The 15464-nt window shown below is 68.8% G+C and carries 9 protein-coding genes; 5 read left to right on the top strand and 4 right to left on the bottom strand.

Annotated features, from left to right (window positions below):
• Positions 1-44 precede the first annotated feature (44 nt).
• A complete protein-coding gene (locus tag ACFQRJ_RS11675; protein ID WP_377019283.1) occupies positions 45-1967 on the top strand; it encodes a glycosyltransferase in 1923 nt (640 codons plus the stop codon).
• 113 nt (positions 1968-2080) lie between these two features.
• On the opposite strand, the gene ACFQRJ_RS11670 is transcribed toward ACFQRJ_RS11675, so the two are convergent.
• Entirely contained in the window at positions 2081-3196 is a 1116-nt protein-coding gene (locus ACFQRJ_RS11670; RefSeq protein ID WP_377019282.1) for a hypothetical protein, read from the bottom strand.
• 205 nt (positions 3197-3401) lie between these two features.
• On the opposite strand from ACFQRJ_RS11670, the gene ACFQRJ_RS11665 reads away from it, so the two are divergent.
• From ACFQRJ_RS11665 to ACFQRJ_RS11650, 4 genes are all read left to right on the top strand, one after another.
• Positions 3402-5081, top strand: coding sequence for a hypothetical protein (locus tag ACFQRJ_RS11665; protein WP_377019280.1), 1680 nt, complete (start codon positions 3402-3404; stop codon positions 5079-5081).
• 178 nt (positions 5082-5259) lie between these two features.
• Entirely contained in the window at positions 5260-6513 is a 1254-nt protein-coding gene (wecC, locus tag ACFQRJ_RS11660) for a UDP-N-acetyl-D-mannosamine dehydrogenase (protein WP_377019279.1), read from the top strand.
• A gap of 104 nt (positions 6514-6617) precedes the next feature.
• The gene (locus tag ACFQRJ_RS11655) at positions 6618-8666 is read left to right on the top strand and encodes a glycosyltransferase (RefSeq protein WP_377019278.1); all 2049 of its coding nucleotides are present in this window, start codon (positions 6618-6620) and stop codon (positions 8664-8666) included.
• 82 nt (positions 8667-8748) lie between these two features.
• Entirely contained in the window at positions 8749-11589 is a 2841-nt protein-coding gene (locus ACFQRJ_RS11650; protein WP_377019277.1) for a heparinase II/III family protein, read from the top strand.
• A 25-nt stretch (positions 11590-11614) separates the two neighbouring features.
• Here the strand turns inward: ACFQRJ_RS11650 and ACFQRJ_RS11645 are convergent, their stop codons facing one another.
• The 3 genes from ACFQRJ_RS11645 to ACFQRJ_RS11635 all read right to left on the bottom strand — a co-directional run bounded on the left by ACFQRJ_RS11645 (position 11615) and on the right by ACFQRJ_RS11635 (position 15285).
• A complete protein-coding gene (locus tag ACFQRJ_RS11645) occupies positions 11615-13012 on the bottom strand; it encodes a hypothetical protein (protein WP_377019275.1) in 1398 nt (465 codons plus the stop codon).
• 153 nt (positions 13013-13165) lie between these two features.
• A complete protein-coding gene (locus ACFQRJ_RS11640) occupies positions 13166-14209 on the bottom strand; it encodes a hypothetical protein (protein WP_377019274.1) in 1044 nt (347 codons plus the stop codon).
• A gap of 68 nt (positions 14210-14277) precedes the next feature.
• Positions 14278-15285, bottom strand: a complete 1008-nt coding sequence (locus ACFQRJ_RS11635; RefSeq protein WP_377019273.1) for a Gfo/Idh/MocA family protein — start codon at positions 15283-15285, stop codon at positions 14278-14280.
• Positions 15286-15464: the final 179 nt, after the last annotated feature.

Raw genomic sequence — 15464 nt, 5'->3', positions numbered from 1 at the left:
ACCATGAGACGCCCGTCCGTCCGCTCCCCAACCCAGAGGTGCCCATGCCCGCGCAGTCCCCGTCCCGTCTGCAGACCATCCGCACCGGCCTGTGGCATCTGCGAAAGGGCGGGATCAGCCAGCTGCGCACGTGGCAGCAGCGTCGGCGCACCGTCACCTACGGAGTGGGGGATGGCGTGGGGAGCTTCGACGGTGAAGGGCGCCTGTCCTTCCCACCCCTGAAGCTCCCGGAGCGCGCCCCGCACCTGGCCGGCCTGCGTGCCGCGGTGATTCTCGACGACTTCTCGATGCTCGCCTGGAGCCACGAGTTCGAGACGGTCGCCGTCACCCCGCAGCGGTGGCGTGAGCAGCTCTCCGAAACTCCCGTGGACCTGCTGCTGGTGGAGTCCGCCTGGCACGGCAACCGGGACCTCTGGCAGTACCAGCTCACCGGTTCGAAGGCCCCGACCCAGCCGCTGCGCGAGCTCGTGGACCACTGCCGGGAGCACGCCATCCCCACGGTCTTCTGGAACAAGGAGGATCCGCCGCACTTCGAGGACTTCCTGCCCACCGCGAAGCTGTTCGATCAGGTCTTCACCACCGACGTGACGCTCCTGCCGCGCTACCGGCAGGAGCTGGGCCATGACCGGGTCGCGGTGCTGCCGTTCGCGGCGCAGTCCGCGGTGCACAACCCGATCCGCCTCAAGCACGGCCACCAGGCGCGCGACGTCGCCTTCGCCGGCATGTACTTCGCGCACAAGTTCCCCGAGCGCCGCGAGCAGATGGACATGCTGCTCGGCGGGGCGCTGGACGCCTCGGCGCGGATGGGCAAGGGCCTGGAGATCTTCTCCCGTTTCCTCGGCGACGACGAGCGCTACCAGTTTCCCGGCGCGCTGGCCGACCGCGTCGTGGGATCCCTCAGCTACGACCGGATGCTCACCGCCTACAAGGCGTACAAGGTGTTCCTCAACGTGAACTCCGTGACCACGAGCCCGTCGATGTGCGCCCGCCGGATCTTCGAGATCACCGCCTCCGGCACGCCCGTGGTCTCGGCGCCCTCCCCCGCCATCGGCGAGTTCTTCACCGAGGACGAGGTCCCCGTGGTCAGCGAACGGGAGGAGGCCGCGCAGGTGGTGCGGGCGCTGGTGCGCTCCCCCGAGCTGCGCGACCGCACCGTGCACCTCGCCCAGCGCCGCGTCTGGCATGAGCACACATACACCCACCGCGCCCGCCAGGTGCTCGATACCGTCGGCCTCGGGGGGAGGGCCGGGAAGATTGGATTGCCCGGCGGGGCGGGTCTGCCGACTGTGAGCGTCATGGCCGCGACCAACCGGCCCGAGCAGCTCGAACATCTCGTCTCCCAGGTGGCCGGGCAAGCGGGCGTGGAGCGTCAGCTGCTGCTGGTCACCCACGGCTTCGCGTCCCCCGCTGCGACCGCCGAGCGGACGCGGGAGCTCGGCGTCGAGAACGTGGTGGTCCTCGAGGCCCCCGGCAGTTGGAGCCTCGGCGCGTGCCTGAACGCCGCGATCGAGCGGGCCGACGGGGAGGTCGTGGCCAAGATGGACGACGACGACCTCTACGGCCAGTTCTACCTGCACGATCTGCTGCGGGCGCGCGAGTTCTCCGGGGCCGACGTGGTGGGCAAGCACGCCCACTACATGTATCTGGCCGGGACCGATGCGACGCTGCTGCGCTTTCCCTGGATGGAGCATCGCTTCACCGACCGGGTGATGGGACCGACGGTCACCGCCGGCCGCGACGTCTTCGTGACCCACCCCTTCGCGGACGTCTCCCGTGGGGAGGACACCGGTTTCCTCGAGGCCGTCGTCGCGGCGGGTGGCCGCGTCTACTCCGCGGACCGCTTCAACTTCACCCAGATGCGCCACGGCGAGGTGGGTGGCCACGCGTGGTCCGCGAGCGACCGGGAGCTGCTGGCGACCGGCGATGTGGCGTGGTTCGGGCGCAACGACGCCCATGTGATGGTTTGAGGTCTCCCGGCCTCGGGCTCCCCGACGAGCGGTGCTCTCGCCAGTTTGTGCATGACCCGCCAGGGAGCGGTCTCCGAGAACGGCGGCACCAACGTCCGCTCGCAGAGGCCGACCTACGTCGAGTCGGCGAGCAGCATCTCGTACGGTGAGAGAGTGACCAGCAGGCCGGCGTCGCGCATGGCGGCGATGTAGTCGAGAACCTCAAGGAACTGCGCCGTCGAAAGGTTCCCTGTCGCGTCGAGCTGGGAGGGGTGCAGCATTAGCTGCAGGCCCGTCCGATTGGTGATCGCCTGGTCGATCGATGCCTTCAGGCCGGCGACGCTCTGCCGGTTCATCGTGACGTGCCCCTGTCCGTCGCGCGGGGTGCCGTCGATGACGCGCTGCGAGGTGCCTGCCAGATAACCGAATCCGATCGCGTGGTGCTGGAGGATCAGGCGCCCCGCGTAGGTGCCCCAGCGCTTCGGGGTGCGCCCGTCATTGAACCCGCCATAGTTGCCGGAGGACACGCCGGGCGGGGCGAATCCCCACACCGTGCCGGCGGCAGCGGGGACCTCGGCCTCGATCTCGGCGAGGCCGTTCACAATCTGATCGAACAGCGCGGCCTGCGTGTCGGCGGGCAGGTGATTCGCCGAGTGGTTGATGATCTCCACGTCGCCGGCGGCGACCCACCCGTTCAGGTCATCAGCGGTCACACCTTCGTTCTCAGCACGGTGCCAGTTGCGGGGGTTGTACGCCTGGGCGACCTTGATGCCACGGGCCCGAACGGCGGGCAGCACCTTGGCGGCGAAGCCAGTGCACCCGTGGTCACAGCGGAGGGCCACCGCGGCACGGCCGCCGGTGCTGATCGGTCCTCCCATCGAGCTGGTGAACTGGGCGCGCCGGATCTCGTGCTGCGCCACGGCAGTGAAGTCGTCTCCGCTGGTCGGCTCCCACGGCGACCATTCGCTCCACTCGTCGGTCACAGCGTCCAGCAGCTTGCGGACGTATCCGCACGAGGCGCCGTCGCAGCCGTACGGAAAGAACATCTGCATGCCGGTGGTGCTCTGAAGGACCAGGAATTCTCCCTGCTGCCCGGAGGCGTCGGCAGGCAGCCCGATCACGGACTCGGCGACGGCCGAGTCGATGTGCCACAGGCCCGCGTGCCGCGCGGAGATGAAGTGATCAGCGTCGGCACCCGGCGGCAGCGTGCCACGGTTCATCCGGGACGCGTTCAACAGCTCTGTTGCCACACGAGCATTCTCGCTGATCGCCGCCCGGCTCGCGTCTCGTTGCGCCACGAATAGGTCACCGATCCTGAGACGACCGCCCTTCCCCTCACACCGGCAGTAGAGGCGAATCGCTCACTCGAGGCCGTCTCGGTCTCCGGCTCTGCCATCCTTGGTGGTCGTGCCCCGGGGCGGGGCTGGCTCACCGCGCACCAGGGGAAGGGACGAGATGACTCGACGCCGTTGGCTCATGAGCGGGGCCGGGGCCCTCGTCGTCGTCCTCCTCCTGGTGATCGGTGCCCTCGCCCTGCGCCCGACGCTGCCGTCGTCAGACCCCGGAAGCACAGCGACGACCGCCCCGCAGCCGCCGGACTCCGAGACCCTGTTCCTCCCCGGTCACGACCCCTCCCCTGGCGGATTCACGATGACAGACCCGGCCGACGCCCAGGGCAGCGCGGTCTCGACGCGGCTGGTGCTCGAGGACGGCGCCGCCCGCACGGGCGGAACCGTCGGCCTCAGCTTCGACGCCCGCGAGCTGGCCTCCCCGATGTGGGACTCGGAGGACTCAAACCTCGCCCTGACCCTGGACGAACTGGGCAGTCCTGCCCTGCGCTTCGGGGGTAACGGCATCGACCGGCACGTGTGGTGGACCTCCTCCGACGAGCCCGCCCCGGAATGGGCCCAGGCGACCGTCACCCCGGAAGACCTCGAGCGCGTCGCCGCGGTCGCCGAAGACGTCGACGCGACCGTGACGATCGACCTCGATCTCGGGCACGACGACCCCGCGCGCGCAGCCGACATGGCCGCCCACGCCCAGAAGGCGTTCGGGGACCGCCTGCTGGCGGTCGCGATCGGCAACGAGCCCAACGGGTTCTTCCACGCGAACCAGCCCCAACTCGCGGTCCGCGACGCGACGTGGACCCCGGAGACGTACCAGCGCTCGCTCACCGAGTACTCCGCGGCCCTCGAGACGGCGGCCCCGGGTCTGCCGGTCGCCGGACCCGGCGCCTACGACGCGCCGTGGTGGCGCGCGTTCGCGGAGTCCGGCATCCCGAACCAGCGGGCCCTGAGCCTGCACTGGTACCCGCTGTGGAACTGCGAGGGGCCGGCGTCCTCCATCGCGAACCCCACCGTCGAGGATCTCACCTCCCCCGCGATCCGCGAGCGCGCCCGCAGCATCGTCGGGATGGGCGCCGAGGTCGCAGAGCAGCACGGCCTGCCGCTGTGGATGGAGGAGACCGGCCCGACCTCGTGTCCTGGCGCCAACGACACCTCCCGCACCCACGCCCAAGCACTGTGGACCGTGGACTACGCGATGACGCTCGCCGAGCTCGGGGTGGAGCGCACCGCCTTCCACTCGACGTTGAAGGCCTGCGAGGGTGGTGCCCCGATGAGCCCGATCTGCGCCCGCGGGACCCTCGAGGAGCCGGGAAAGATCGTCCAGGGCCGCACGAGCTATCTGGCGCTCATGATGCTCGGCGGGCTCCCCGAGGGCACGGTGCTGAGGCCGACGGTCAGCGGTGACGGGCTGGTCTCCGTGCACGCCGTCCTGGGGGACGACGGCGAACTGGCGATCATGATCGTCGACCTGCGAGATCCGTCAAACGGTGCATACATGACACGACCGGTCGAGATCAGCGCGCCGGAGGGCGCCGAGGCCATCGCCCCGAACGGATGGGAGCTCACGCTCGGGTCCCGCCTCTCCGGCGAATCGCTCGACGCGACGCGCAGCCGGCTGGCGGATCCCGTGCCCGTCACGGGGGAATTCGCCGGCGCCCCGCTTGCCCGCTCGCAGCCACTCACGGTGCCGAGCGACCCGGGGACGGTCACGATGCTGAAGCTCGATGCGGCCGACGCGCCGTCGCCCGCGCCGTCGGACGGAGGCGGGGCCGACGCGCCCGTCTCGTGACCGCGAGCACGCCCCCGACCGTGGTGACGACCACTCCGACCGTCCACGAACCATCAAGTGTTGCCTGGCCGACAACCACGCCGCTCCTAGTTCCTCGTCACACGTCGAGGCGATACCGTGAGCGAGGCCCTCGGGTCCCCCACGTCCCCGTCCCCGTCCCCGCGCCCAGGAGAACTTGATGAGTCCGAACGTCCCCCTCGACACCGTCAGCGTGATCGGCCTCGGCTACATCGGACTGCCGACCGCCGCGGTGCTGGCCCAGGCCGGCAAGACGGTGATCGGCGTCGACGTCAAGCAGGCCAACGTGGACGCGATCAATGCCGGCACGGTGCCGTTCGTCGAGGAGGGGCTCGAGGCGGTCGTCGCGGGCGTCGTCGCCCAGGGCAAGCTCTCCGCCCAGACCGAGACCCCCGAGGCCGACGCGTACATCGTCTCGGTCCCCACCCCGTTCACCGGTGACCACGACGCCGACCTCTCCTACATCGAGGCCGCCGCCCGAGGCATCGCGCCCCAGCTCTCGGGCGGTGAGCTGGTCGTGCTCGAGTCGACTGCCCCTCCCGGAGCGACCGAGCGCATGGCCGAGGTGATCCTCGAGGCCCGCCCCGAGTTCACCCTCGAGCCGAACCTCCGCAGCTCCCTGTACTTCTCCCATGCCCCCGAGCGCGTCCTGCCCGGCCGCATCATGATCGAGATGGTCGACAACGACCGCATCATCGGCGGCATGACGCCGGAGGCCGCGGAGCTGAACCGTGACCTCTACGCGAGCTTCTGCAAGGGCGACCTGCTCATCACTGACGCCCGCACCGCGGAGATGGCGAAGCTGACCGAGAACGCCTTCCGCGACGTGAACATCGCCTTCGCCAACGAGCTGTCGATCATCGCGGACCGGCAGGGCATCGACGTGTGGGAGCTCATCGAGCTCGCTAACCACCACCCGCGCGTGAACATCCTCCAGCCCGGCCCGGGCGTCGGCGGCCACTGTATCGCCGTGGACCCGTGGTTCATCGTTTCGGCGGACCGCGAGTTCTCGAACCTGATCCGCACGGCTCGCGAGGTCAACGACTCCAAGCCCCAGCTCGTGCTCGAAAAGGTCCTGGAGAAGGCGGACCGCTTCAAGGACCCCACCGTCGCCGCCCTCGGCATCGCCTTCAAGGCGAACATCGACGACCTGCGCGAGTCTCCCAGCCGCACCATCGTCGGCGATCTCGCCGAGAAGCTCACCGACGGCACCGTGCTCGTGGTCGAGCCCAACGTCGAGGAGCTCCCGAAGGAGCTGGCCGAGCGCGACAACGTCGAGCTGGCCGATCTCGACTCGGCCCTCGAGCGCGCCGACATCGTCCTCCTGCTGGTGGACCACGACCCCTTCAAGGAGCTCGGCCGCGAGCTCCTGCGGGAGAAGATCGTCATCGACACCAAGGGGCTGTGGCGGTGAACGTGGGCATCTCGAACAGGTACCGACGACTCCGTGCCGCCGCCCGCGGGACGACAGCTGCGCCCGGGCCGGCCACGCTGTCGGAGGCTCACGCGGCCGACGCCGTGAACGAGACCCGTACGGCGGAAGCCCTGAACGAGGCCCGCGCGGCGGCCGAGCGCCCCGACAGGCCCGAGACCGCTCTCGCGGCTTTCCGTGAGGCGTCCGCGGCCTCCGGCTTCGACGACGCCGTGATGCTCGAGTACGCGCGCTTCCTGATCCGGAAGTCGCGCGGCAGCACCGCCGAGGAGGTGCTCGGGCTGGCCCTGGCCCGCAACGGCGCACAGATCGATGCCCTTGAGCTCTATCTCGAGCTGGTCCGCGAGCTCGACCTTCCCACCGCCCGCAGCGCGTGGGCGCTCCGCCGCCTGGAAGAGGATCTGTCGGGCCACCCGGAGGCGCATCGCGCCGCCCTGGACTACGCGATCCCACATCAGCTCGACCGGGCGCTGGACGCTGTCGCGGCTTCGAGCGATCCCGTGAACCAGGCGATTCTCGCCCTCAACGCGGCCTATGCCGAGAAGTCGTTCTCCGAGGAGATCCTGGCCGCAGCGGGGCGCGGGCTCGGCGCGAACGATCTCCTGCGCGCTCACCTGACCGTGGCGCTCGCCCGGGGGAACCGCACGGTGGCCTCCGCGCTGCTGAAGGACGCCGACCCGCGCGCGGTGCCGATGAACGCGCTGCGGCGAGCGATCCGTCGTGCCCGCGCCGCCGGCAAGCAGAAGCAGCTCATCGAGTACCTGCGGGCCTACCGCACGCTCGTCCCGAACGACTCCTGGGCGAAGAACCTCGATAACGAGGTGCAGCGCAATGCCGTGAGCAACTACCAGCTCGGCAAGACCGGCTTCCCCTTCCCCGCGATGCGAAAGACCCCGGCGTACCAGGCCGAGCAGCACCGGGTCTTCTATCTCTTGCACAACTCCCTGCCGCACAACTCCGCGGGCTACGCGACCCGCACTCACGGGCTGCTCTCGGAGCTCAACCACATCGGCTGGGATGTCGACGGTGTGACCCGCCTGGGATACCCGTACGACATGCCCGGCAAGGCCGAGATCCCCGACGTTCCCGTGCACGAAGTGGTCGGCAACGTCGACTACCGCCGCCTGCTGCGCAGCCGCGAGATCGAGAAGAAGAACCCTCTGTTCCACTACACGGAGCGGTATTCGGGAGCCCTACTGGACCTCGCGAAGCGCGAACGGCCCGCGATCCTCCATGCGGCGTCGAATCACTGGAACGGCCTCACCGCTGTGAAGACGGCGCGCCAGCTGGGCCTTCCCTCGATCTACGAGGTGCGCGGGCTCTGGGAGGTCACGCGCGGCTCGCGGAACCCCGAGTGGGCACGCAGCAACATGTTCCAGTACATCGCGCGCATGGAGGCCGACGCCGCCAAGGGCGCGACGAGGGTCTTCACCATCACCGAGGCGCTGCGCGAGGAGATGATCTCCCGGGGTGTCGACGCGGAGAAGATCCGCGTGGTGCCCAACGGCGTGGACACCTCCCGCTTCACCCCGATCTCCCGTGACGAGGAGCTGGCCTCCGCGCTCGGCGTGGCCGGCAAGACCGTGATCGGCTACGTGGGCTCGGTGCTCGACTACGAGGGGATCGAACTGATCCTCGAGGCCGCCGAGGTCCTGAACCGCACCCGCGAGGACTTCCATGTCCTCATCGTCGGCGACGGCGCGGAGCTCGAACGCTTCACGGCGTGGGTGCAGGAGCACGAGCTCGACCACGTCATCACCTTCACCGGCCGCGTGCCGCACGAGGAGGTCGAGAACTACTACTCGCTCGTCGACATCACGCCGTTCCCGCGGCTGCCGCTGCCGGTGTGCGAGATGGTCTCCCCACTGAAGCCCTTCGAGGCCATGGCGATGGGCAAGGCCATCGTGGCCTCCGACGTCGCGGCGCTGAATGAGATCATCACGCCGGGGCTCAACGGCTTCCTGCACGAGAAGGGCAGCGCCGAGTCGCTCATCGAGCAGCTCACCCGGCTTCTCGACGACAAGGAGCTGACCCGTACGATCGGCGCCCAGTCCCGTGAATGGGTGGAGACCCATCGCGACTGGAAGCAGCTGGCCACGATCATCGCAGACGCCTACGCCGAACTGACCGACTGAGCCGAACTAACCGACTGACGACCCTGGACCCCGCCCACGACGTCGTGGGCGCGGTTCGCCTATCCCCGGAGGCCCGACCCCGATGAGTCTCGACTTCGCCGTCTCCGAGCGGCAGGCATTCGGATACGCATTCCGTCCCGAGGCGGTCGCTGAGCTCCTGGGCGGGTCCGTAACGATCTCGCCGCACCCCACGTGGAAGCTACCGGCCATCATCGACTGGCGCGCGGACCCCTTCGACGACAACAACTGGCGTCACCAGTACCACATGCTCCGCTGGCTGGATCCGCTGCGCCGCGCCGCCGTCTCGGGGAATGCCGAGGCCTTCGACATGTGGATCCGGTACGTCCGCGACTGGGTCGAGAAGAACCCCTCGAACCGGCCCCGCTCGCCGTACGCCTGGAAGGACATGGTCGACGGGATCCGGGCGCTCCAGCTCTGCGTCGCCGCTCCCCTGGTCCGGGACCGCTCCCCCGAGGATCTCGAGTGGCTGGAACGGGCGATCGCCGATCATCTCGCCTGGCTCTCCGACCCGGCCCATCTCGGGCATTCGAACCATGCGTTGCATCAGCACCAGGCGCTCTTCGTGTGTGCCCGGATGCTCGGGGATGACGCAGCGACGAACCTCGCCGTCTCGCGACTCGGGGAGCTCTTCACCGAGCAGTACGACGAGCAGGGTGTCAACGCTGAGGGCGCCATCGCGTACCACTACGCCAACCGGCTGTGGTGGGAGAAGGTCTTCCGCCGGCTCGACGTGGAGGACGTCGCCCGTCCTCCGGGCGCCGAACGGCTGGAGCTGGCGCCGGAGGAACTGGCTCATGCCACGCGCCCGGACGGGACCTTCGTCTCCATCGGAGACACCGACGGCGGGAGTCCCCGGCCTGTCCGGACGCCGGTGACCGACTACGTGTCCTCGGAAGGCGCCCTCGGCGAGCCCCCCGAGAATCTCGTCAAGGTGTACGACGCCGGCTACCTCTTCGCCCGCAGCGGATGGGGAGAGACAGAGAAGTCCTTCAAGGAGGAGACTTTCTACTCCGTCAGCTTCGGGCGATCGGACCGCGTGCACGGACACCCCGACGGTGGATCGCTCACCTTCAGTGCGGATACCGTCAACTGGGTCGTCGATCCCGGGAAGTATCAGTACGGGAAGAGCATTCCCCGCAGCCATTTCCTCTCCCACGACGCCCACAGCCTCGCCTACGTCGAAGGGCTCCCGCGCCGCCCGGGATCGACGGTGACGCTCACGAAGCGCGTGGTCGAGCCGCGTTTCCACCACTGGATGTTCGATGACGACGGGTACGACGGCGTCAGGTTGCGCCGGCACGTCAGCTATTCGGTGAGCGGGGACTATCTCGTCGTCATCGACGCGTTCCAGTCGGCGGGCGAGATCACCGGGGTCCAGCGCTGGCAGCTCGGTCATGAGGTCACCGCGACGGTCTCTCGCAATCACGTCGCCCTCGACGCCGAAGGTCACCATGCCGCCCTCTGCTTCACGGGCACCGCCACGGACCTGTCCACGGTGCGGGGCCGGATGGAACCGTTCGACGGTTGGGTCGCGACCGGATGGAAGACGAAGAAGCCGGCTCCCGCCGTGCTGGCCCGCAAGCACGGCACGCACTTCCGGTTCATCACCGTGATCGCCGCGGGCAAGGGAGACCACCCGAGGATCGAGACGCTCCCCGGTGCTCGGAGAGGTGCAGTCCTGCTGCGGGTCACGACGCATCGTCTCAGCGAGATCGTCGAGGTCTCACAGGACGGCCTCGAGTTCCCGCTCGATCTCCCTGACCCGGACCAAGCCGGAACCACTCCCGCCGCCCCGCAAGCCGCTCCCCGTGTGGGAGAGAAGCCGTCGCACCTCGTCCCGGAACGGCGAAGGGAACTGCTCGAACTGATCACGGAGGCCCGCCGCGCCGGCTGGGAGGCCACGCCTGGCGGGCGGTGGGATCGCGCGAACGCGCTCCTGCAGAGGACGGCCGAACTCGGATTCACCCCGGATGTCGACCTCGGTGTCCGTGCCTGCGCCGCAGACCTCCTGGTCACTTCCCGGAGCGCGCACTCCAAGGACGTGCCGCGGCACCGTACGGGTCTGGTCAACTGGGACGGAGTGGCCTCCTGGCGCCCGACCTTCTATCCGCTGCCCGTGGCTGGCCATGCCGGGACGCCGGATCTCGCCGATCACCTCGACGAGCCGAAGATCCACACACGGGATGCGGGCCCATTGGCACTGCCCTTCGCTCTCGATCCGGCCGACGGGGACACCCTCACCGTCCTGTTCCATGGAGCGATCGATCGCGGGCGCACCCGGCTCCCGATCTTCCAGCGGTGGCGCTTTCAGACCGAGATGGGAGCCGGTCCGACCATGTCCATCGCGGATCCGACCCTGGACCTCTCGGCCGATCTCCGCCTGGCCTGGTATCTCGGCACGGAGGAGACCGACATGGCACCGATCATCGCCGAGACGATCACGACGGCTGCCTCCGCGCTAGGGGTGACGAGCATCGTCCTCGTGGGGAACTCCGGCGGCGGGTTCGCCGCGCTTCACGTCGGAGCGCACATCGATGACGCCGTCGTCGTGGCGATGAGCCCGCAGACCGACCTGCGGCAATATGTGCCCCGCCTCATCCGCCCGGTGTACGAGGCGGCCTTCGGCAGGAAGCAGGACCCAACGACCAAGATCCTCACGAGGCGCATCTCGGCGATCGAGCGCATGAGAGCGACGGGCAAGGTGCCCCGGACGTACATCGTCTCCAACACCGGCGACGACTTCCATGTGTCCAAGCACGAGAAACCGCTCCTCGAAGATCTCGCGACATCGGGTCACCGGGATCGGGCATCGGTCCTCGAGTTCGACCTGGGCAGCGGACACCGCTCCCTCTCGAACGAGCAGTACCAGGCGATGCTCGGCACCGTCTATGGGGGTCTGTGAGCCGGCTCGACCCGCCCGCGTCGAATCACAGGGCGGCGAGCTCGGAGTCGTAGCGCTCAATGAGCCGATGGAGCAGCGCGGGACCGAAGCGCTCCTCGTCCGGCAGGCCCCATGCGGTGCTGAAGAGCTTCCGGCTGTTCATCGCGGAATGAGAGTTCACGACGACGGAGAACTCCGCGTGCTGGATCGCGGTCCAGGTCCCCATGCGCTGCTCCCAGTAGATGAGGTCCCCGGCGTCCGCGCCATGCAGATCGGCGCCATAGTTCGCGCGTTCCAGGTACCCCCGGATCGCGGCACGCGTCGTCTTCGCATACTCCGCTCCCGCCGTGAGGCGGATCTTTCCGGCATACAGGGCGTACGCAAGACTCTCGTGATCGTCCGAGGGCAGATGCGCCTTCACGCGCGAATTGAACGGCCCCCGCATGACCTCCCCGCCGAGCCCCTTGACGAAGAGGTCCCGGGACGAGACGACCTGGGCGATCTGCGCGGGCAGCAGCGGAGTTCCTCGAGTGAGTCCCGTGGCAGATCGTGCCGCCTGCCTGATCTCGTCGATCTCCGTCCCCGTCGGACGCTCGTCCATGCACACCCAGGAATGTCGGCCGCCCAGATGCCCGGCCAGTCGAGGAATCCGCACTGCCTCGTCCTCCGGCATCTTGTCCCAGGTGATGTAGTGCGCATCCACGCCCATGCTGTGGAGCGTGGCGATCACCGCACGGGAATCGAGGCCCCCGGTCAGGCCGATGACCGGGCGATAGTGCCGCTGGAGGAAGCCGGCGTACGCCTGGAAGTACCCGTCCCAGACCTCGACGAGGTCTTCGAACGAGCTGGGGGGGATGCTCTCCCGCGGCCAGTACCGATGCGTTCGTCCCGTGCGGAGATCCAGCTCGTTGTTGGGAACGAGGTGGACGATCTCCTCGTACAGGGACAGGTCTCCGGGAAGGAACCGGGTCGTGCGCGCGCGGTACTCGTCAGTCGCCATGTACCGCGTCAGGCGTGGCGAGACGGCCAGGCCGTCACAGGCGGCGATCAGCGATGAATGGGAGGAGACGACGGGCTCCGGCCCCAGGGTTCGGAAGAGCGCCTGCGACCCCAGCGGGTCGTGCATGATCCGACCCTCGTCCCCGTCGAGCACCGCCAGGGCGAAGCGACCGGACAGGTCGTCCAAGGGTTCCCGCTCACCGGCAGCGACGCGGATCAGGAGCTCATCGAGCTGGTGCCGGCCATGAGCGACCAGCACATCGCCGATGACGAGGAGGACTCGGCCTTCCGCATCCTCGATCCGGTGCAGTGGCGCCTCGGGATGGATGAAGAACTTGAAGCCGGGGGCGAGCACACGGTTCCATCCGCTGACCGTGGATGGCTCCGCGAAACGGTGCCGACGGGAGGCACCGATGAACCCCAGGCGATAGTCACGCCAACCCATGCTTCGACTCCTTGCCGTACGAGTTCATCAGGTGTCGCGCATTGTCGCGACGCGTCCCGGCCTCGGGGACGATGCGCGCTCCGAGGACAGCTGAGGCAGAGCGCCCTCTCGGCTGCACCGATCCGATTCCCGCTCTGCCGACGGTGATCAAGTCTATTGCCTGGGGAGCACCATCAAGGTCGTGTTGGACCGGTGCACGACCAGGGGCGCCGGACCGTCGTTCTCCACCGCGACCACGTAGCGCACGGTGGGGCCGCAGCTGCTGGGCGGATCGGTCGTAGTGAGCATGGTGTCCAAGACCTGATGGTGGGTGAGCCTCGCGATCTGCGTGTCGTGCGACGCGAGCAACCGGCTGGAACAGACTTCGCCGTCGCTGCGGAGCACGTCCTCGCGGTACGTCAGCTCGAGGGAGCTGCCGCGGGCGTCCGTCTCCCCGGACTCGCACCATGCCTGCCCGTCCTCGATGGAGCCGTTGACCATGGTGCAAGCCGTGAGGTGCACGGTGCTCAGCAGCTGCTCGGGAACCGCGGGATCTCCCTCGTGATCCAGCTTAAACCGGAAGACCGCCGCCCGTTCTCTGGGAGCGACGACTCTGGGTAGGCGCTCCTCCGCCGATGCCTCGAACGCCTCCCCTTCGACGCGGTGGGCCAACCAGACCGAGTCCACCTCGGCGGTGACGCCCGCGGCCGCCGCTTCGGCGTTCGGGGAGTTCACGGAGAGGCGACAGGAGTGCGTGCCGGTGTGCTCGACCTTGAGCAGGAACTGGTTCGTGATGACGACCCGCTCCCCCGTACGGACGTTCTGCGTCCCCCCGACGGACCGCAGCGTGCCACCGTCCGGGCCTCCTCCGCAGGCGAGGCTCGCCCCGAAGTACATCGCGGATCCCTGGGAGCCCGGTGGCTTCTCCATCGCGGCACGGAACTGAACCAGATACGTCTGGCCGGCTTCCGCCTCGAAGGACCGGGCCGGCAGTCGGAGGGACTCGGGGACGGTGAGTGACGCCGTCTGCCGCGCGACCACCGGATCGTCGTCCATGGGGGCCGACGTGTCGCTCGGGGCGGGGGCGTTCGGGAGCGAGAGGTCAGCGGGTGGATGCCAGACCAGCAGGACCACGGCCACCACGAGCAGCACGGTCATCAGCGCGCCGGCCACCCAGCCAGCACGCCGCCGCCCGTGATCTCCTGGTCGTTCCGGCATCGCTCTCCTGGATGGCTGTCGTCATCGCGGGCAGGGGCTCAGCGTAGGCGATGACCTGCCGCGATCCCTCAGCGGGACGGTGCGATCTCCACCATGCTCTGGTCCCGGGCGGATTCCAGCACGGCCTCGACGACACGGACCGTGTGGAGACCCTCACGCATCGTGACGATGTTCGAGACGTCGCCGTTGATGGCGTCGCGCAAGGCCTCGTGCTCGGTGCGCAGAGGCTCCTTGCGCTGCAGCGAGTAGCGGATCGAGTCGCCCTCGCTGACTCCGCGGAACGATGCGATCGACTCCCACTCGTTGTTGGAGGTCTCGGCGTTGGCGTGGAAGGTGAGGTCGGCGTTGATCGTGTCTCCGATCAGCGCACCATTCTCCCCTGTCACCACGGTGATGCGCTCCTTCAACGGTGACAGCCAGTTCACCAGATGGTTGGTGATCGTGTCGTCGGCCAGGCGGCCGGCGATGGAGACCATGTCTTCGTCGTCGCGGCCGCTGCGCCGTGTGGAGGTGGCGCCGACTGTGGCGTACTCCGAGTCGGCGACCCAGGCGGTCAGATCAAGGTCATGGGTGGCTAGGTCCTTGACCACGCCCACGTCCCGGATACGCGCCGGGAAGGCGCCCTGCCGACGGGTGGTGATCTGGTAGATCTCTCCGAGCTGGCCATCCGCGATGCGCTTGCGCATCTCCTGCAGCGCCGGGTTGTAGCGCTCGATGTAGCCGACGGCGCCGACCAGGCCGGCCTTCTCGAAGGCCCCGGCGATCTCCTCCGCCTCGCCGATGTCGAAGGCGAGCGGTTTCTCGATCATGCAGTGCACGTTGGCCTCGGCGAGGGCCAGTGCCACGTCGAGGTGGAACTGGGTGGGCACGGCGACCACGGCGTAGTCGATGCCGGCAGCGATCAGGGCCTCGACGTCCGGCAGGACTTCCAGGTCATCCGCTACCCCGTGCGGGTCACCGAAGGAATCGGCGACGGCGACGAGATCGACGCCGTCCACCGATCGAAGGTTGCGGGCGTGATGGCGTCCCATCATGCCCAGGCCGATCAGTCCGGCCCGAAGGTTCGTGGTCGCCACACTCATGCTCCTGTCGTTCCCGCCGTGTCCACGGCGTCGAGTTCTCTCTGTGCTGCTTGGTGGTTCGCCTGCACGGTCAGGAGTCCTGGTCCTGCTGGTGGGTGGAGGCGGAGCCGTCGCCGAGGACGAGGCGGGGGGTGCCGGCCCAGTTCTCGGCCGTGGTGATGTTGCGTCCGTCG

It is taken from the genome of Brachybacterium sp. GCM10030252 (genome assembly GCF_042666535.1).
Taxonomy (GTDB): domain Bacteria; phylum Actinomycetota; class Actinomycetes; order Actinomycetales; family Dermabacteraceae; genus Brachybacterium.
Note: the sequence above shows the minus strand (reverse complement) of the source record. Positions and strands in the feature narration are given on the sequence as shown.